The following is a 19594-nucleotide window of genomic DNA, read 5'->3' on the forward strand; positions in this document are numbered from 1 at the left end:
AATAATATTTATAGAGTAATAATTTTTGGGATGTAAATAAGTCCACCAATAATTATAGCCGTAAGAGCAGTAAAGCCAACAGCTCCTGCTGCAACATCTTTTATTACCCCGATTTTTTTATGATAATCGGGGTGAATAAAATTTGCTATTTTTTCTACTGCAGTGTTTAACGATTCTGCTGTAAGGACAGCACCCGTACATAGAATTTGAATCGCCCATTCTGTAATAGAAATTTTAAAGACAAAACCACAAACGATCATTATTAGGCTAATAAATAATTGTGCTTTGATACTGTTTTCGGATTTTATTAGAATTGAGATTCCTTTGAAGACAAAAGAAAAACTTTTAATCCTATTTACAATAAAATTGTCTTTTTTTGTCATTATTTCAAAGCGTTGATTGCAGCTTCGTAGTTTGGTTCATCTACAGTTTCAGGAACTTGCTCTGTATAGATTACATTAGCATTTTCATCAAGTACAACAATAGAGCGAGAACATAAGCCTTCAAGTGGTCCTTCTGTAATTTTTAAACCGTAATCAGCAGCAAAATCTCCAGAAATATCAGAAGCACTTACTACATTTTCAATTCCTTCTGCACCACAAAAACGAGCAAAAGCAAATGGTAAATCTCTAGAAATACAGATTACTTTGGTGTTTTCTAAGTCACTTGCAGTTTTATTAAAGGTTCTTACAGAGGTAGCACACGTACCTGTGTCAACACTTGGAAAAATGTTTAAGATAACTTTACTTCCAGCAAAGTCTGCTAATGAAATATTGTTTAATTCTACTGTTCTCAATGAAAAATTTGGTGCTTCGGTTCCTGTCTTAGGTAATTCACCAATAGTTTGAAAAGGATTTCCCTTAAGTGTAATAGTTGCCATAGTTTATTTTTATAATTTGAATTCAAAAATACATTAAAAAGAAAAACTCTCGAAGTTATTCGAGAGTTTTATTAATTATTTAAGATAAAGTTTCAGTACGCGATATGCGTATGAAATTATCATTAAATTTTAGTTTTCTGCTAAATAGCTAGCTACACCTTCATGAGTAGTAGTCAATCCTTTTTTGTCAGAGTTCCAGTTTGCTGGACATGCCTCACCATGTTCTTCGTTGAATTGTAATGCATCAACCATTCTAATAGCTTCATCAACGTTTCTACCTAGTGGTAAATCGTTTACTATTTGGTGACGTACTACACCTTCTTTATCAATTAAGAATAATCCTCTGTATGCGATCAATTCTCCCTGTGCTTGTAATTGCTCGTTATCGTCATAGAAATAATCTCCAGCTAAAACATCATAGTTTTTAGAGATAGTTTTATTTGTATCAGCAATAATTGGATATGTTACACCTTGAATTCCTCCTTGGTCTTTAGGTACTTGTAACCATCCCCAGTGAGATTGTTCTGTATCTGTAGATGCAGCAATTACTTGTACATTTCTTTTTTCGAATTCAGCTAATTTCTCTTGGAATGCATGCAATTCTGTTGGACATACAAAAGTAAAATCTTTTGGGTAGAAAAATAATAATACATATTTCTCTCCTTGAAATTGTTCTAGTGTAAAGTTTTCTGCAAACTCACCACCATTAACTACTGCTTGTACATTAAATTGAGGAGCTTTTTTTCCTACTAATACTGCCATAATATATATGTTTTAAATGATTTAATTTTTCGATTACAAATATACCTTTTATTAGGTTTCTCTGCTGTTTTGTTTAATTTTTATAATTGATTTTTATATAGATTTTTTTTATGACGAGTTTTTATAAAAGAAAATGCCTGAGGCTACATAAATAGCATCAGGCATTTTTTTATTTTGTAGAAATAAGTTTTACAATTCTAAAACACTATTTTCAGAATTTGCAAAATCATTCCATGCGAAAGAATCTGCTTTTTCTTCATTGATATATTCTCCATCAATGATGTATTTGAATTCATATGAATTACCAGATTTGAATGGAAAAACAGCTTTGAAATTACCGTTTTTTAATTTTTTTAAAGGAGAAGCTTCAGAGTCCCATGCATTAAAATCACCTACAACAGAAACAGATTTAGATTCTTTTGCCGGTACTTCAAATGTTACTTTACAAACTGGTTTACTTTTTAAATATTGTTTTTTGATAGCCATGATTAAATGTTTTATTTTTTATACAAATTTAAAGATAAACCTAATTTAAAAAAAATTATAATAGGACGATGCAAAAGAAATAACATTATGATAATTATTTAGATACATAAATAAATATCTTATTAAATTTAAATAATTTTTCGTTGATTTATTAATCTGTCAAGAGGCTTGTTATCAATGTGATAATTGGAAATTATCTATATAGAATCTATTAAATGGTTTATGTTAGAAAATTGTATGATATTTAGTAGTTTTTGCTTTTAAGAATTCTAGTTTTTACTGATTCTTGACGTTTAGTTTAGCAAAGTTATAAGAGAATCCTATTCCTAAAAGCGTAGAGTTTAAATTGCCATAAGGAGCAATCATTTTACCTATACTAGAGGTAATATGAAATTTGGGGTTTAGAACATAGTTCATTCCTATTTTTGGTTTTACAGCAATTCCAGCGCCTGTATCAATTCTAGCACCGCCAGCTACCCCCACTAGCGCTTCTATATTGAATTCAATTTTTTTGTATAGTACTTTTGGAGTGTAGTACCCAAAACCTACCATACCGTCAGCATAACCGCCAGCTTCACCTTCATAAGTAAATGCTGCTTGACCTGTTATGTAGAAGTGTTGTGAAAGGTCTCTGTTGATTTGAACAACAATTAGTTGTAAATCATAAGGTTTTACTTCTGTACTTGCAGCTCGGAAGTACGTTTGGTTTTGAAGTATTAAACGAATCCCATTTGTTTTTGCAATGACATTTTCGTTTAACTCCTTATGCTGAATTCCACTTGAAAAAGTGTTGTATTTTATTCCGTAACCAAAGGTGTATGCTTCAAAATTTCCGAAAGGAGCCAAGACATAGCCACCATGAAATTCTAAAGAAAGATTTTTATATAGCTTATGTTCTAATGATAAGCTAGGGTAAATGGTGAATCCGCCTTCGCGTTCAACTCTACCACCTGATGCTCCAGCACCAAATTTGGTTGATATTTTAAACGACTTCGTTTGAATTGCTTCATAACCAATACCTAAAAATAAATCCATAAATCCAGATTCTAAACCTTTGTAGATGGCATCAAGTTGAAGATATGCATAGGTTTTATAGTTTAGATAATGATCGTATTCAAAGCCCATTAAATAAAGCGTATTCGTGAGTGGGTCTCCATATTGATCTTTGGTGTCACCTGTAGGTAGAAAATGATCAAATCTTAAGGTTAACCCATTTTTATTCGCTGGCCTATTCCAAAAATATTTTTCTTGAAACGAATGGGCTTTGTATGTGTTATTCGCGTTTTCGTAGTCAGTAAAAAATAAAGAAGTAGGGATGCTGGCAAAAACTGAAAAATTTGAACTTTCAATATACCCATTATAAAAATTAAAATAACTGTATTGTAAGCCGAGCGCAGCTTTATCGGTTTGGTATTTGAACCCAACGTTGTAGTTAATATAGGCACCATCTTTTACAAGATATCGATATCCGCCACCGCCACCGAAATGTAAATCAGTGTCTAAGAAAAAGTTGCCAATAATTTGCTCCTGAAAACCGACTTCAGCTCCTAAAGTGAATAGTCCTCCTTGATCTCCTTCTACTGCCGCAAACATACCAATACCAGCGTAGAAATTTTTATTTAACGTAAAATCGTAATGCAACCCTAATACTCCCATGGGGATTTCATCACGACCTAATTCTCCGGCTTGAACATCAACAGGAATATAATTTAATTTAATGCTATTTGTAGTCTTGTATCCTTTGAGCTCAGAAAGATCATATTCTTTTTGCTGCCCAGTTAGAATGTGGACAGATAGGAGAAATAAAAAGGAAAATAGCTTTTTCAAATTGTTATGATCTATTCAAATTCACTTGTGAAATGAAGTTTTACAGATGGGTATTTGTCTTGAGTCATTTGAATTGTAAAAGCCGAATCAGCTAAAAACACCAATTGGCCTCTTTTGTCTTTTGCTAAATATCTTTGTTTAACTCTTTTGAACTCTTTAAACTCTTCATTGTTTTCGGTAGGATCTACCCAACATACTTTGTGCATCGGTAGGTTTTCGTAAGTACATTTTGCTCCATACTCATGCTCCAATCTGTATTGGATAACTTCATATTGTAGTGCACCTACGGTACCAATTACTTTTCTACCATTTAATTCTAATGTAAATAATTGAGCCACTCCTTCGTCCATCAATTGATCTAAACCTTTGTAAAGTTGCTTTGCCTTTAAAGGATCGGCATTGTTCACGTAACGGAAATGCTCAGGTGAAAAACTAGGAATTCCTTTGAAGTTTATTTTTTCTCCTTCAGTTAAAGTGTCTCCAATTTTAAAATTACCCGTATCATGAAGTCCAACAATGTCACCAGGGTAAGAGATGTCAACAATTTCTTTCTTTTCGGCAAAGAAGGTGTTTGGGCTAGAGAATTTTACCTTTTTATTATTTCTTACATGTAAATAAGGTTGGTTTCTTTTGAAAGTACCAGACACGATTTTGATAAAAGCCAGCCTGTCTCTATGTTTAGGATCCATATTGGCATGTATTTTAAATACAAAACCAGTAAGTTTATCTTCTTTTGAGTCAATCAAGCGAGTATCACACATTTTTGGTTGTGGCGTAGGAGCGATGTCAACAAAACAATCTAAAAGCTCTTTTACTCCAAAATTGTTTAATGCAGAACCAAAAAATACAGGTTGCAAATCACCGCTTAAATATTCCTCTTGGTTAAAAGGAGGATACACTCCCTCAACCATTTCAAGTTCTTCACGTAAAGTATTGGCAGAATTTTCTCCAACAATTTCATCTAGTTCTGGGCTTTCAATATCTGTAAATTCAATACCTTCAGCAACGGTTGTTTTCTGGTCGTTTGAGAAGAGATTGATTTTTTTCTCATATAAATTGTAAATTCCCTTAAAATCGTAACCCATTCCGATAGGAAAACTCATAGGGGTAACTGTCAATCCTAGCTTTTGTTCCACTTCGTCAAGTAGATCAAACGCATCTTTACCTTCCCTATCAAGTTTATTGATAAATACAATAATTGGAATTTTACGCATTCTACAAACTTCAACTAATTTCTCAGTTTGAGCTTCAACTCCCTTTGCAACGTCAATCACAACAATAACACTGTCAACGGCTGTAAGAGTTCTAAAGGTGTCTTCTGCAAAATCCTTGTGTCCAGGCGTGTCAAGAATGTTTATCTTTTTGTCGCGGTAGATAAAGGCAAGTACCGACGTAGCAACAGAAATTCCACGCTGACGTTCAATTTCCATAAAATCAGAAGTTGCTCCTTTTTTTATTTTATTATTTTTTACAGCACCAGCTTCTTGGATTGCTCCACCAAATAACAATAGCTTTTCTGTAAGTGTTGTTTTTCCAGCATCTGGATGTGAAATAATTCCAAAAGTACGTCTACGTTGTATTTCTTCTAAAAAGGACATGGTTGATCTTGTGTTTTAAGGAAAACTACTTGTTTGTTTTCGAAACGCAAAGATACATTTTAGAATTTGTTCCTAAAATAATTCGGAGCAAAATAAAACCTTGAAATGACAGCTTTCATTTTCATTTATTTTTGCCTAAAACGCAATTGACTCCAGGATATGAAAAAGAGTAGGGATTGTCACAACTACTGTGCAAATAAACAAAGCATTTTTGAACATGTTAGGTGCAAAACTTTTGCTTTTTTTGATGAAAAATTCTAACACACAAAAGCTAGAGTAGATAATGTTGTATCCAATAATAAATAAAATCAATTCTCTTTTTGTGAAAAGATCGGCAGTAGCATGCGTTGCTATTTTTTGTATTTCAAAACAAGTATAACACAGTGCTAAAACAATAATATTAAATGGTATTCTCTTTCTTTCCCACCACAGAAAAACATCCATGAGTGTTCTTTTAGATTTTTTGATTGCTAAATATTGGTTGAAAAGATTGTTAACTTTTAACGGCTTTAACGAAGCCTTCGAGGTATTGGTGTTGTATTGTGCCATAGTACTAACAAGGGGGTAATATTAGTTTATAGATTATTTGATAAAGTTCAAATATAAGAAAAGAAGTTTAGGAAATCAAGTTAATTGTACATGGATTGCAAAAAATTAAGATCCAATAAATGCAATCCCCATTCCTAAAAGGATTGCAATAAATTTCGAGTAATTGAATTTATGATCTTTTGAACTTTCAAAAAGAATAATGGTTGATATGTGTAAAAATATACCAATGGTAATACTCGTAATTTCTTTATGGTAATGAATAAAAAAATCAAATCTTTCAGAAGCGAGTAATCCAAGCGGACTCATCAATGCAAATAGAAGAATAAAAAGATAACTATAGGTTTTTGAAATGCTAGAATTTAATAGAAAAGTTGCTAAAACAATACTAATTGGAATTTTATGAACGATGATAGCCCAAAGTAATTCCGAGTCTTCTTGGTATCCAATTGGAATTCCCTCTGAAAAAGAATGCAAACTTAGGCTTACAAAAAGCAGCCATGGAAACTCAGTTGAATGGGAGTGATGATGTATATGTCCGTGTTCCGCTCCTTTGGAAAATGATTCTAAAATCGATTGAATTAAAATTCCTATCAAAATAAATGAGCCTACTGTTTTTGCACTTACAGCATCGTGCATATGTCCTACATGCGCAGGTCCAAATACTTCAGGTAATAAATGTAGAATTGTAATGGCTAATAAATACGCACCACTAAAAGAAAGTAGTAATCGAACGGCATTTTGTTTAGGTTTGAAAATGCTAACTAAAAGCGCTCCTATTAATACAGATGTTATTAATAATATATAAATCATTCTTCTATAATTAGAATTAATCTGTTGGAGTTTTCTCGATCAAAGTCATGCAAATTGTAATCACCAAATGTGTTTTTTATTTTCAATCCTGCTGAGGTGATAATTTTTTCAAAACGCTCCAAAGTAAGACATTTAACACGTTCAAAGTAACTATGATATTTCCCATCCACAGTAAATTCGATTTTTTTGATGATAAAATCATTTTTTACTTCCTTGCTGATTTGAAATTCGATATCGTCAAGAAAAATAGTTTCATTAGCGGTCAAATTCTCAATTGTTTTAACAACGTTCAGGTAGTCAATAACGGCAACTCCATTCTTGTTTAAGGAGTTTTTTATGTTTTCAATAACACGAATATCCTCTGTGTCATCAGCAAAATAACCAAAACTTGTGAATAAATTAAACACAGCATCTACCTTTAAAGGAAAGGGTAGTCGCATGTCCTGAACAATAAAATCTAAAGTTTTATTTTTGGATTCACTCGCGTGTTTAATACTGTTTATTGATAGATCGGCTCCCGTAACTTTATAATCTAGAGAGTTTAAAAAGATAGAATGTCTTCCCTTCCCGCAAGCTAGGTCTAAAATAGAACTTCCTTTAGGAATTTCAAGATAATTTACAAGATTTGTCATAAAAACTTGTGCTTCATAATCATCTCGATGCTGATATAATATATGGTAGTACTTGGTATTGAACCAATCGGTAAACCAATCTTTTTTTGAGGACATTTTTGAAATTTGTCACAAAAATAGTAATTAATAGTATATATAACTTAAAAATGTTTTCACAACGTTTATTCCTTAAGATATCATTGTATATTGTAATGCTGTTTATAAAGAAAAATTGATTTTTAGAGAAATGAAAAAGTACAATTGGGGAATAATAGGTTGCGGCGATGTAACTGAAAAAAAAAGTGGTCCTGCGTATCAACAAGTAGAGAGCTTTAAAGTGCTAGCTGTAATGAGAAGAGATTTTGAGAAGGCAGAGGATTATGCAAAAAGACATAACGTTCCTTTGTTTTATTCGGATGCCGATGCGTTGATACAGAACCCAGATATTGATGCCGTATATATTGCTACTCCACCAGATACGCATAAGTTTTATGCCTTAAAAGTTGCAGCAGCAGGTAAACCATGTTGTATTGAAAAGCCAATGGCACCTTCTCATAGTGAATGTGTTGAAATAACCAATACTTTTAAAAGACGCTCTTTACCATTGTTTGTCGCTTATTACAGAAGATCTTTACCTAGGTTCTTGAAAATTAAGGAATGGTTAGATGCTGGGGAGATAGGGGAGATTCGTCATATAAACTATAGATATACTCGAACAGCTAGTGAGCTTGATAGGTCTGATGTTTACAATTGGAGAACCGACAAAGCAATTGCCTATGGTGGGTATTTTGACGACTTGGCAAGTCATGCTATTGATTTGTTTATGTATTTATTAGGAGATATTGTTTCTGTCAATGGTTTGTCAACGAATCAACAAGGGATCTATTCAGCAATGGATTCGGTAGTAGGTTGTTGGAAGCATAGTAATGGAATTACAGGTTCAGGTTCTTGGAATTTTGGAGCAAGTGAGCGGATTGATAAGGTTGAAGTTCTGGGGAGTAGAGGTGTGATTCGTTTTTCTGTTTTTAATGAGGAAGAGATTTTTTTACAAACCAAAGACAAAGAGGAATCTTTGTTTATAGAAAATCCGGATCCTATACAATTGCATCATGTAGAGAATATTGAGAAACAATTAAGGTGTGGAATTAATCATCCATCCTCTGGTAGTACCGCAGAAAAAACCACTTGGGTGATGGAGCAAATCTTGAATAGAGAGTTTTAAGAATATTTAATGATGGTGACAGAGTTTAGAAGGGTTCGGTTGGATGAAATTGGTGCTGTGTGGAATATTTTAAAATCAGCAATAGCCAAAAGGAAAGATGAAGGAAGCTCTCAGTGGCAGGATGGCTACCCGAATTTAAAAGTGATTGAAAATGATGTTTTGAACCGAACAGGGTTTGTATTGCTAGTTGATAATATAATTGTAGGTTATGTTGCTTTGATGGTAAATAATGAACCTGCGTATGAAAAATTGAAAGGTAACTGGAAGTTTAATGGAGATTATATTGTATTTCACCGTTTAGCAATTTCAAAGGAGTATCTGGGTAAAGGTTTTTCTAGTCTTATTTTAGAGGAGGTTGAGTTGTTTGCTTCAAATAAAAACATAAAATGTCTACGTGCTGATACGAATTATGATAATGACACGATGTTGTATCTTTTTGAAAAGTTCAATTATAACTATAGAGGGTTGGTGAAAATGAGAAATAGTCCTAGAAAAGCATTTGAAAAAAATCTAGGGTAATTATTGCTTATTCTTTTGAAGAGACGAGACTCTCTTTTTATAAATGTTTATGGAGCTTTTTTAATTTTAATAAAAAAAAGATGGAATTAGATTTGAATATTGATTTTGAATTTGAAAATATTGACCTAGAAAATCAAGACGATGGAGTACTTTGCGCGACATTTATTAAGTCAAAAAAGAATAAAAACTCAAACAGGGCTGTTTTATATTTACATGGGTATATAGATTATTTTTTTCATCCTCATGTAGCGGAAAAGTTTTATAATTTTGGTTTTGATTTTTATGCCTTAGACTTAAGGAGGTATGGTCGGTCCTTACGAAAAGGTAATAGATCTAATTATTGTAGTAGTATAAGCGAGTATTATGAAGAGATTGATATTGCGATAGAAAAAATTAAAGAAAACAGTCAAAATGTTTATTTATTAGGACATTCAACGGGAGGGTTGATAGCAACCTGCTATATGAGTCAAGGTGAAAACAGGAGTTTTATTGCAGGGTTGGTCTTAAATTCACCATTTTTTGATATGAATCAATCGCGATTACTAACAAGTTGTATGTATAGAGTAGTAAAACTTCTAACATATGTTTCTCCAAAGGGGTATAGTAATAAAGGATTATCACCAATCTATGCAGAAAGTCTTCATGAAAAATTCAAAGGGGAATGGAGTTTTAATTTGGAATGGAAGCCTATCAAAGGATTTCCTGTTTACTTTAAGTGGTTTGTTGCTATTATTGAGGCCCAAAGAAGTCTTGCGGATTCTAGTATTGAAATTCCTATTCTTTTAATGCATTCGGAGAAGTCATTAAAACCTAAAAAACATATTAAGGGGGTTTCTTTTAAGGATACAGTCTTGAATGTAGAAGATATGAAAAGGATTGGTCCGTTGTTGGGCCCTAATATAAAGTTCGCGTCTATTGAGAATGGTCTTCATGATTTGTTTTTGTCATCAATAGAGGTAAGGGATAGGGCATTTAACGAAATGTTTACATGGTTTGAGCTACATAAGTGATATGATTTCTATAACTACTGCTTGTTTTTTTTGATTTTTATTTTTAACTTACTGATTGTAAGTGTTTTTTTGTTGTGATCACTTATCTAGGAAAAGTTAAATTAAAAATTGTACGCTATGAGACCAAATGAAAATGTATTGCCGAATATTAGTTTGGCAAAATCGAAAGGAGTTAATTTTATTGATTTAGAAAAATCAGGACGACTCAAGTTGTTTAAAAAGCAAATGAAAAAGATGGGAACTAAAGTGTTTCCAGCAACTTCCAATCAAGATGTGATGAGTCAAGTAGAAGAGTTGTTTCCTAAGGCAATCACAAGGTATTCTAATTTAAGAGGGACTCCTTATTTTAATACAGTGTCAGATAAAGATATCAATGCATTGAATAATGTTGATGTTTTAGTTTTGAATTGTGAAAATTCAAAAACTGGTAAAGCAGGTGTTTGGATACAGGATAATCTAGTTTCAATAAAAGAAGTTTTAAGAAAAAGCCAACATTTGGTTTTGGTTGTTAAAAAATCAGATCTAACCCAGGATTTGGAAAGAGTAGTAAGTAGATTAACACGTTTTTTTCAAAATAGTATATTTCAAGATGAAAATAAATTGAATGAAATCTCTTATGCTACGCTGTCTAAAAAATATAAAAATCTTAAAATTACCACCTTTGTCGTTTAGATATAGATAATACTATTCAGAAAAGCCTCTTTTATATAATAATAGAGGCTTTTCTGTTTTTAGGTTTTCTGTAAATATATTTCTTCAAGTTTCATGTTTGTGTTTTTCTGTGTCTACATGCTGATACTATTAGTTGAATCGGCTATAGTTTCAAGTATTGTTTCTATTTATGTAAAAAAGATTTTGTTTTAAACTGCATGTTTTAAGGGGTGTAAGTTTAGGGGATAAAATAATTTCAAAAAAAGCGATTTTTTTCATTGTTGTAAGGATAAAAAGATCTAGTTTTGCATCCGCTAAGGAAAACAGCTATTGTTGTTTTGGGATGCGAAGAGTTCTTTAAAATGCTGGTGAAATTTAAGATTAAGAGTTTTAAAAAATAAATTAAATTTTATTTTTTTATAACGAAAAAAGGTTTTAGATTTGCAGCCGCTAACACGCCAAGCGTTGTTAGAGAAAAAGAAACAAACCAGATCTGTGATCTGACGTTCATTGAAAATATTGAAATTGACAGCGTAAAATTAAAGATTAAATTACGTGTTTTTAGTAACACGAATTCTGATTAGAGTAAGCTAGTATCGTATAAAAATAAGTCACTTTGGTGACTAAAAAAAATAACGATGAAGAGTTTGATCCTGGCTCAGGATGAACGCTAGCGGCAGGCTTAACACATGCAAGTCGAGGGGTAACAGGGAGAAGCTTGCTTTTCTGCTGACGACCGGCGCACGGGTGCGTAACGCGTATAGAATCTACCTTGTACAGAGGGATAGCCCAGAGAAATTTGGATTAATACCTCATAGTATAACTGAATGGCATCATTTAGTTATTAAACATTTATGGGTACAAGATGACTATGCGTCCTATTAGTTAGTTGGTAAGGTAACGGCTTACCAAGACATCGATAGGTAGGGGTCCTGAGAGGGAGATCCCCCACACTGGTACTGAGACACGGACCAGACTCCTACGGGAGGCAGCAGTGAGGAATATTGGACAATGGAGGCAACTCTGATCCAGCCATGCCGCGTGAAGGAAGACTGCCCTATGGGTTGTAAACTTCTTTTATATAGGAAGAAACACTCTTACGTGTAAGAGCTTGACGGTACTATATGAATAAGGACCGGCTAACTCCGTGCCAGCAGCCGCGGTAATACGGAGGGTCCGAGCGTTATCCGGAATCATTGGGTTTAAAGGGTCCGTAGGTGGACTAATAAGTCAGAGGTGAAATCCCATAGCTCAACTATGGAACTGCCTTTGATACTGTTAGTCTTGAGTTACTTGGAAGTAGATAGAATGTGTAGTGTAGCGGTGAAATGCATAGATATTACACAGAATACCGATTGCGAAGGCAGTCTACTACGAGTATACTGACACTGATGGACGAAAGCGTGGGGAGCGAACGGGATTAGATACCCCGGTAGTCCACGCCGTAAACGATGGACACTAGTTGTTGGGATTTATCTCAGTGACTAAGCGAAAGTGATAAGTGTCCCACCTGGGGAGTACGGTCGCAAGATTGAAACTCAAAGGAATTGACGGGGGCCCGCACAAGCGGTGGAGCATGTGGTTTAATTCGATGATACGCGAGGAACCTTACCAGGGCTTAAATGTAGGATGCATTAGCTAGAGATAGCTATTTCTTCGGACTTCTTACAAGGTGCTGCATGGTTGTCGTCAGCTCGTGCCGTGAGGTGTCAGGTTAAGTCCTATAACGAGCGCAACCCCTATTTTTAGTTGCTAACAGGTTAAGCTGAGGACTCTAAAGAGACTGCCGGTGCAAACCGTGAGGAAGGTGGGGATGACGTCAAATCATCACGGCCCTTACGTCCTGGGCTACACACGTGCTACAATGGTATGGACAGAGAGCAGCCACCTGGCGACAGGGAGCGAATCTACAAACCATATCACAGTTCGGATCGGAGTCTGCAACTCGACTCCGTGAAGCTGGAATCGCTAGTAATCGCATATCAGCCATGATGCGGTGAATACGTTCCCGGGCCTTGTACACACCGCCCGTCAAGCCATGGAAGCTGGGAGTGCCTGAAGTCGGTCACCGCAAGGAGCCGCCTAGGGTAAAACTGGTAACTAGGGCTAAGTCGTAACAAGGTAGCCGTACCGGAAGGTGCGGCTGGAACACCTCCTTTCTAGAGAAAGAGATGTTAGGTTATGAAAATTAAGAATTGTTTAATTCTTTAATTGCTGTTCAATTTTATATTATATACAAGACTAAAAGAAACAGAGTCTCGTAGCTCAGCTGGTTAGAGCGCTACACTGATAATGTAGAGGTCGGCAGTTCGAGTCTGCCCGAGACTACTTTTTTTAAAAAGAGTTAGGTATATAACATATAGGAAATTTTAGAAGTTGAGTATTCGTTAGAAGTCTAACGACTAACTACCCAATACTAGCTACTAGTAATTTTGGGGGATTAGCTCAGCTGGCTAGAGCGCCTGCCTTGCACGCAGGAGGTCATCGGTTCGACTCCGATATTCTCCACAAAAGTCAATTGACAATTACCAGTTGACAATTAGCAATTTTATAATTGTTATTTGTTATTTGAGAATTGTTTATTGCAAAGAGTTCATTGACATATTGAAATACTGATATCGTATGATATTAGAAGTTATATTTTAGAAAAACTAAAATTAATAACGAGCTATAATACAAATAGAGGCATGCATAGCATGCAAACCGTAGAAGGTATTTAGTTTAGGACAGGTAGTAATACTTTGTTTCTGATACTATTTACATTATACAAATAATAGAATAAAAGAGCAAAAAGTACAAAAAGCTAAGTAAGGGCGTATGGCGGATGCCTAGGCTCTCAGAGGCGATGAAGGACGCGATAAGCTGCGATAAGCTTCGGGGATTTGCACATAAGAATTGATCCGAAGATTTCCGAATGGGACAACCCAGCATGTTGAAGACATGTTACTCCGCAAGGAGGGCGAACCCGGTGAACTGAAACATCTAAGTAACCGGAGGAAGAGAAAACAATAGTGATTCCGTTAGTAGTGGCGAGCGAACGCGGATTAGCCCAAACCAAGCTTGTTTCGGCAAGTTTGGGGTTGTAGGACCACGATATTTGATGTTAATTGAATCAGAACAAACTGGAAAGTTTGGCCATAGAGGGTGATAGCCCCGTACGGGTAAGATTAATTATTGATAGTGGTATCCTGAGTAGTGCGGGACACGAGTAATCCTGTATGAATCCACCGGGACCATCCGGTAAGGCTAAATACTCCTGAGAGACCGATAGTGAACTAGTACCGTGAGGGAAAGGTGAAAAGAACCCTAAGTAAGGGAGTGAAAGAGATCCTGAAACCGTACGCCTACAAGCGGTCGAAGCACATTTACTGTGTGACGGCGTGCCTTTTGCATAATGAGCCTACGAGTTACTGTTTCTAGCAAGGTTAAGTGATTCAGTCACGCAGCCGTAGCGAAAGCGAGTCTGAATAGGGCGTATAGTTAGTAGTAGTAGACGCGAAACCTGGTGATCTACCCATGGGCAGGTTGAAGCTGTAGTAACATACAGTGGAGGACCGAACCCGTTGACGTTGAAAAGTCTTGGGATGACCTGTGGGTAGGGGTGAAAGGCCAATCAAACCAGGAAATAGCTCGTACTCCCCGAAATGCATTTAGGTGCAGCGTTGTGGTTTAGTTTATTAGAGGTAGAGCTACTGATTGGATGCGGGGGCTTCACCGCCTACCAATTCCTGACAAACTCCGAATGCTAATAAATATACACAGCAGTGAGGGCATGGGTGCTAAGGTCCATGTCCGAGAGGGAAAGAACCCAGACCATCAGCTAAGGTCCCCAAATATATACTAAGTTGAACTAACGAGGTTCGATTGCATAGACAGCTAGGATGTTGGCTTGGAAGCAGCCATTCATTTAAAGAGTGCGTAACAGCTCACTAGTCGAGCGATCGAGCATGGATAATAATCGGGCATAAGTATATTACCGAAGCTATGGATTTATGATTTATCATAAGTGGTAGGGGAGCATTCTAGTTGCGTTGAAGGTGTTCTGTAAGGAATGCTGGAGCGTCTAGAAAAGAAAATGTAGGCATAAGTAACGATAAGGCGGGTGAGAAACCCGCCCACCGAAAGACCAAGGTTTCCTCAGCGATGCTAATCAGCTGAGGGTTAGTCGGGACCTAAGGCGAACCCGAAAGGGGTAGTCGATGGACAACTGGTTAATATTCCAGTACCTGCTCACGTTAAAAGTGACGGATTCGTATAGTTGTTGCGTACTGACAGAATAGTACGTTGAAGGGAGTGGTAACACCCCGATAGTACACTGAGACTTCGGTCAAGGTGATAATACAGCGAAGCGAGTTCCAAGAAAAGCGAGTGAAGCAGCCCGTACCCTAAACCGACACAGGTGGTTGGGAAGAGAATTCTAAGGTGCTCGAGTGATTCATGGCTAAGGAACTAGGCAAAATCGCCCCGTAACTTCGGGAGAAGGGGCGCCCATCTATGATGGGCCGCAGTGAATAGGTCCAGGCGACTGTTTATCAAAAACACAGGGCTCTGCTAAAACGAAAGTTGATGTATAGGGCCTGACACCTGCCCGGTGCTGGAAGGTTAAGTGGAGGAGTTAGCTTCGGCGACGCTCTCAAATGAAGCCCCAGTAAACGGCGGCCGTAACTATAACGGTCCTAAGGTAGCGAAATTCCTTGTCGGGTAAGTTCCGACCTGCACGAATGGTGCAACGATCTGGACACTGTCTCAGCCATGAGCTCGGTGAAATTGTAGTATCGGTGAAGATGCCGATTACCCGCTACGGGACGAAAAGACCCCGTGAACCTTTACTATAGCTTAGTATTGACTTTGGATAAGTAATGTGTAGGATAGGTGGGAGACATCGATCATGCGTCGCCAGGCGTATGTTAGTCGTCCTTGAAATACCACCCTTTGCTTGTCTAGAGCCTAACCCTGCGAAGGGGACAGTGCTTGGTGGGTAGTTTGACTGGGGTGGTCGCCTCCAAAAGAGTAACGGAGGCTTCTAAAGGTACCCTCAGCACGCTTGGTAACCGTGCGTAGAGTGCAATGGCATAAGGGTGCTTGACTGCGAGACTAACAAGTCGATCAGGTTGGAAACAAGAGCATAGTGATCCGGTGGTTCCGCATGGAAGGGCCATCGCTCAAAGGATAAAAGGTACTCCGGGGATAACAGGCTGATCTCCCCCAAGAGCTCACATCGACGGGGGGGTTTGGCACCTCGATGTCGGCTCGTCACATCCTGGGGCTGGAGAAGGTCCCAAGGGTTGGGCTGTTCGCCCATTAAAGTGGCACGCGAGCTGGGTTCAGAACGTCGTGAGACAGTTCGGTCTCTATCTGTAGCGGGCGTTAGAAATTTGCGTGGATCTGACTCTAGTACGAGAGGACCGAGTTGGACTAACCTCTGGTGTATCTGTTGTTCTGCTAAGGGCATTGCAGAGTAGCTACGTTGGGAAGGGATAAGCGCTGAAAGCATATAAGCGCGAAACCCACCACAAGATGAGATTTCTTTAAAGGGTCGTGGAAGATTACCACGTTGATAGGCTATAGGTGTAAAGGCAGTAATGTCATAGCCAAGTAGTACTAATAACCCATAGGCTTTTGTACAAAGAACTTCCGCTAGGCAACTAGCGGGAGGGAAACTCTTTATACATTCTATTACTCAATTATTATAGCACTTCTAATTTGAATATTATATTTATGGCATCTCTGATGCATTTCAATATGTTAATTATTAAATACTGGTTTAAGAAATTAGACTAGCAAAGACCTTAAGGTGGTTATTGCGATAGGGCTCACCTCTTCCCATTCCGAACAGAGAAGTTAAACCTATCAGCGCAGATGGTACTGCCTAACCGGTGGGAGAGTATGTCACCGCCTTTTTTTGAAACCTCAATCAGTAAAATGATTGAGGTTTTTTTTTGTGATAAACTTAAAATACTTTTTACTGCATCGATACTATTGAACAACGTATTACAAGGAACCAGATATTGAAACAATACAATCTTATAAAAAGATCCCTCTTATTATCTAATAAGAGGGATTTAAAGAATTATATAATGACTTTGGCTTATTGTTTACTTGGGATAGTATCTGTAATTAAATTTAAGAGTTAAACAAAATATTAGTTTTTTGATGACGGATAATTAGTCTTAGGACGTATTGGATTGTATTATTAACGTGATGACACAATAAAATGTAATGATAACTGTTATAAATGTATGTTAATAGTATTAGATAATACTGTGATTATCATGAAAAAAAAAATCATTTTTTAAGTTTCTTTGAAGAATAATTTTATTTTTGTCAAGATGCTTGTATTTGTGTCAATAATAACTAACCTAATAAATAGAATGTCTGACTTGTTGAAGAAAATTGTAATTTTGTTTTTGTTATTTACAACAACTGTTACTTTTAGTCAAGCTGAAAAAAGCAATAAATTTAGAGAGGATTATAATACATGGTCTGTAGGAGCAGGTTTTAGTATATTAACCTTACATGGTGATTTACGATCTTTTGATACTAAAAGTGGTGATTCTTATTTTAACCTTGGAGGTTATCTGTATGTGGATAAAATGTTTAATCCGGTGTTGGGTGTTGAAGCAAAGTTAAATGTTTCTCAATTAGGAGGCGAGGTCCAGACATTAAATAATTCTGGGGATGGTTCGGCCTATGAATATTATAGAATACTATATGCAGAAGATTATGCTGATAGAATATTAATGGTTGAAGGGAATAGTTTTGGGTTTGAAACTAGTATGATTATAGATTTTGATAATTTATGGAAACGAAATAGTGAAAAATGGAATTGGGCAGGGTACCTTGGTATTGGCTATCAGAAGTATAATCCTCGTTTGGTGATAAAGGATTTTAATAGAGATGATGAGACCTATGATCCTAATGATCCTGATGATAAATATCATCCAAATCATGTTAGGGATGATGGGACAATAAATGATACAGATTTTGGTAACAATCAAAATAGAGACTTTAAAACGAATGCCGGTTCTTTATATTTAAACGCAGCTTTATCTGTTAAATATCGCTTGAATAATAAATTCGATATTGAAGCAAGGGGTGTGTTAAATTTAAATAATGAAGATCATTTAGATGCTGCTATTTCTCATAAACAAACGTATGAATCTTTCTTTACGGGAAATATTGGTGTTGTATATAAGTTTGGTAAAAAGGAAAAGCATGCTATATGGGTACAAGATAAAGTTGTAGACCCATTTGTTTTGAAGGATTCCGATAATGACGGCGTTGTTGATGAATTGGATAAGGAAAAATCAACGCCGAAGAATGCTGAAGTGTATGGAAACGGGGTTGCTATTGATTCTGATAAAGATGGTTTAAAAGATTATGAAGATAATTGTCCATTGTTACAAGGACCAAAGGAAAACAATGGGTGCCCTGTACAAGCGGCTATTGCATATAGTGAGCCAATTGTTGAGGAAGTTGTTGTTGAACCAGTAGTTGAGTTTAATGATGATGAGAAAAATGATATTATGGCTAAAATAAATCTTTTGTCGAAGAGTATTTATTTTAAATCAGCAAGCGATCAATTAAAACCAGAATCGTTTGAGCCCTTGGATGAAATAGCATCGGTTATGACGGATTATCCAGATTCTCGATTTAAAATTGAAGGTCATACTGATAACCGTGGAAATGATAATTACAACCTTCAGTTATCGAAAAAGAGATCAAAATCTGTGTTGAAGTATTTGACAAATCAGGGAGTTAATAAAGGTAGATTGTCATCAAGGGGTTATGGAGAGACTAGACCTATTGATACGAACGAATCTGAACAAGGAAGACAAAATAATAGACGTGTAGAAATTAATTTCATAGATCCTGAATCTGAAGAAGGAAAACTAGCATATCCTCAAGGAACGATGATTAGAAAAAGTAGTGGACAAACAGCTTCTACAAATTATTCAGGTGGTTTTGGTAGTGGTGTGGACTCTGATGGAGATGGTGTTCCTGATATTTATGATAAAGAACCTAATACACCTAAAGAATCGAGAGTTTATGGAGATGGAGTTTCTGTTGATTCTGATATGGATGGTATTCCAGATTATAAAGACTATTGTCCTTTTGCTAAAGGAACTAAGGATAATAAAGGTTGTCCGATTCAAAATGAGGAAACAAGTTCTTCAAATGGTTTGAGTACAGAAGTTGCTAGAGGACGTGCGTTGAAAGATGATAAAATTGCTGATGATGTTCCAGGGGATCCGGCTATGGTTGGTAGTGTTGAAAGTGAGTTAAAATCTTTAGCGAGTCAGATTCATTTTTCAAGATCAGAGGGACATGTGTTAAAACAGCATAATATAAGTATCTTGGATAAAATGGCAATTATATTAAATAAATATAACCAAGCATCTGTTAGAATAGAGGTACATACCAACAATAAGCCAAACTTAAAATATAATTTGGATCTTTCTAAAAGAAGAAGTTTTGCTATAAAAAAACACTTAACCAAAATAAGAGGTATTGATAGTTCTAGATTAGATGTAGTTGGATTAGGTGGAACACAGCCGAAATACGATACAGATATAAAAGAAGAAAACTTTAAGAATAACAGAGTTGAAATATTTGTAGAATAATATTTCTTTAAAAACAAAAAGGCCAATCTAAGGATTGGCCTTTTT

The 19594-nt window shown here is 35.9% G+C and carries 14 protein-coding genes, 2 tRNA genes and 3 rRNA genes; 10 read left to right on the forward strand and 9 right to left on the reverse strand.

Features of this window, described 5'->3' with window-relative positions; all coding sequences use genetic code 11:
• Positions 1–8: 8 nt before the first annotated feature.
• The 9 genes from AC2DZ0_RS00455 to AC2DZ0_RS00495 form a co-directional block, all read right to left on the reverse strand.
• Positions 9–383 (reverse strand): diacylglycerol kinase family protein, encoded by a 375-nt coding sequence (locus AC2DZ0_RS00455; protein WP_484642993.1) that lies wholly within the window; start codon positions 381–383, stop codon positions 9–11.
• A complete protein-coding gene (tpx, locus tag AC2DZ0_RS00460; RefSeq protein ID WP_484491068.1) occupies positions 383–880 on the reverse strand; it encodes a thiol peroxidase in 498 nt (165 codons plus the stop codon). The genes AC2DZ0_RS00455 and tpx overlap by 1 nt, the downstream gene beginning before the upstream one ends.
• Positions 881–1009: 129 nt before the next feature.
• Positions 1010–1642 carry a peroxiredoxin gene (locus AC2DZ0_RS00465; RefSeq protein WP_484491069.1) on the reverse strand — a complete coding sequence of 211 codons (633 nt, stop codon included), beginning with the start codon at positions 1640–1642 and terminating at the stop codon, positions 1010–1012.
• 189 nt (positions 1643–1831) lie between these two features.
• Positions 1832–2128, reverse strand: coding sequence for an isoamylase early set domain-containing protein (locus tag AC2DZ0_RS00470; RefSeq protein WP_484491070.1), 297 nt, complete (start codon positions 2126–2128; stop codon positions 1832–1834).
• A 276-nt stretch (positions 2129–2404) separates the two neighbouring features.
• On the reverse strand, positions 2405–3955 hold the full coding sequence (locus AC2DZ0_RS00475; RefSeq protein WP_484642995.1) for a hypothetical protein: 1551 nt from the start codon (positions 3953–3955) through the stop codon (positions 2405–2407).
• A gap of 11 nt (positions 3956–3966) precedes the next feature.
• On the reverse strand, positions 3967–5553 hold the full coding sequence (locus tag AC2DZ0_RS00480; RefSeq protein ID WP_484491072.1) for a peptide chain release factor 3: 1587 nt from the start codon (positions 5551–5553) through the stop codon (positions 3967–3969).
• A gap of 135 nt (positions 5554–5688) precedes the next feature.
• The gene (locus AC2DZ0_RS00485; protein ID WP_484491073.1) at positions 5689–6102 is read right to left on the reverse strand and encodes a hypothetical protein; all 414 of its coding nucleotides are present in this window, start codon (positions 6100–6102) and stop codon (positions 5689–5691) included.
• 105 nt (positions 6103–6207) lie between these two features.
• A complete protein-coding gene (locus AC2DZ0_RS00490) occupies positions 6208–6912 on the reverse strand; it encodes a ZIP family metal transporter (RefSeq protein WP_484642997.1) in 705 nt (234 codons plus the stop codon).
• On the reverse strand, positions 6909–7640 hold the full coding sequence (locus AC2DZ0_RS00495) for a class I SAM-dependent methyltransferase (RefSeq protein ID WP_484642999.1): 732 nt from the start codon (positions 7638–7640) through the stop codon (positions 6909–6911). Before AC2DZ0_RS00495 ends, AC2DZ0_RS00490 begins: the two co-directional genes overlap by 4 nt.
• 130 nt (positions 7641–7770) lie before the next feature.
• Between AC2DZ0_RS00495 and AC2DZ0_RS00500 the strand changes: the two genes are divergently transcribed.
• The 10 genes from AC2DZ0_RS00500 to AC2DZ0_RS00545 all read left to right on the forward strand — a co-directional run bounded on the left by AC2DZ0_RS00500 (position 7771) and on the right by AC2DZ0_RS00545 (position 19549).
• Complete coding sequence (locus tag AC2DZ0_RS00500) at positions 7771–8745, forward strand: Gfo/Idh/MocA family protein (protein WP_484643001.1); 975 nt, start codon at positions 7771–7773, stop codon at positions 8743–8745.
• Between the two features lie 9 nt (positions 8746–8754).
• Complete coding sequence (locus AC2DZ0_RS00505) at positions 8755–9264, forward strand: GNAT family N-acetyltransferase (protein WP_484643003.1); 510 nt, start codon at positions 8755–8757, stop codon at positions 9262–9264.
• An 80-nt stretch (positions 9265–9344) separates the two neighbouring features.
• Positions 9345–10274, forward strand: coding sequence for an alpha/beta hydrolase (locus AC2DZ0_RS00510; RefSeq protein WP_484643004.1), 930 nt, complete (start codon positions 9345–9347; stop codon positions 10272–10274).
• Between the two features lie 117 nt (positions 10275–10391).
• Complete coding sequence (locus AC2DZ0_RS00515; protein WP_484491079.1) at positions 10392–10946, forward strand: hypothetical protein; 555 nt, start codon at positions 10392–10394, stop codon at positions 10944–10946.
• A 614-nt stretch (positions 10947–11560) separates the two neighbouring features.
• Positions 11561–13084, forward strand: a 16S ribosomal RNA gene (locus tag AC2DZ0_RS00520).
• Between the two features lie 95 nt (positions 13085–13179).
• A tRNA-Ile gene (locus AC2DZ0_RS00525) sits at positions 13180–13253 on the forward strand.
• Positions 13254–13359: 106 nt separating this feature from the next.
• Positions 13360–13433 (forward strand) — tRNA-Ala (locus AC2DZ0_RS00530).
• A gap of 287 nt (positions 13434–13720) precedes the next feature.
• A 23S ribosomal RNA gene (locus AC2DZ0_RS00535) occupies positions 13721–16550 on the forward strand.
• A 165-nt stretch (positions 16551–16715) separates the two neighbouring features.
• A 5S ribosomal RNA gene (rrf, locus tag AC2DZ0_RS00540) occupies positions 16716–16826 on the forward strand.
• The 16S, 23S and 5S rRNA genes sit together here with 2 tRNA genes alongside, the layout of an rRNA operon.
• A gap of 470 nt (positions 16827–17296) precedes the next feature.
• Complete coding sequence (locus AC2DZ0_RS00545) at positions 17297–19549, forward strand: OmpA family protein (protein WP_484643006.1); 2253 nt, start codon at positions 17297–17299, stop codon at positions 19547–19549.
• Positions 19550–19594: the final 45 nt, after the last annotated feature.

The sequence above is a fragment of the Flavicella sp. IMCC45668 genome, from assembly GCF_057219105.1.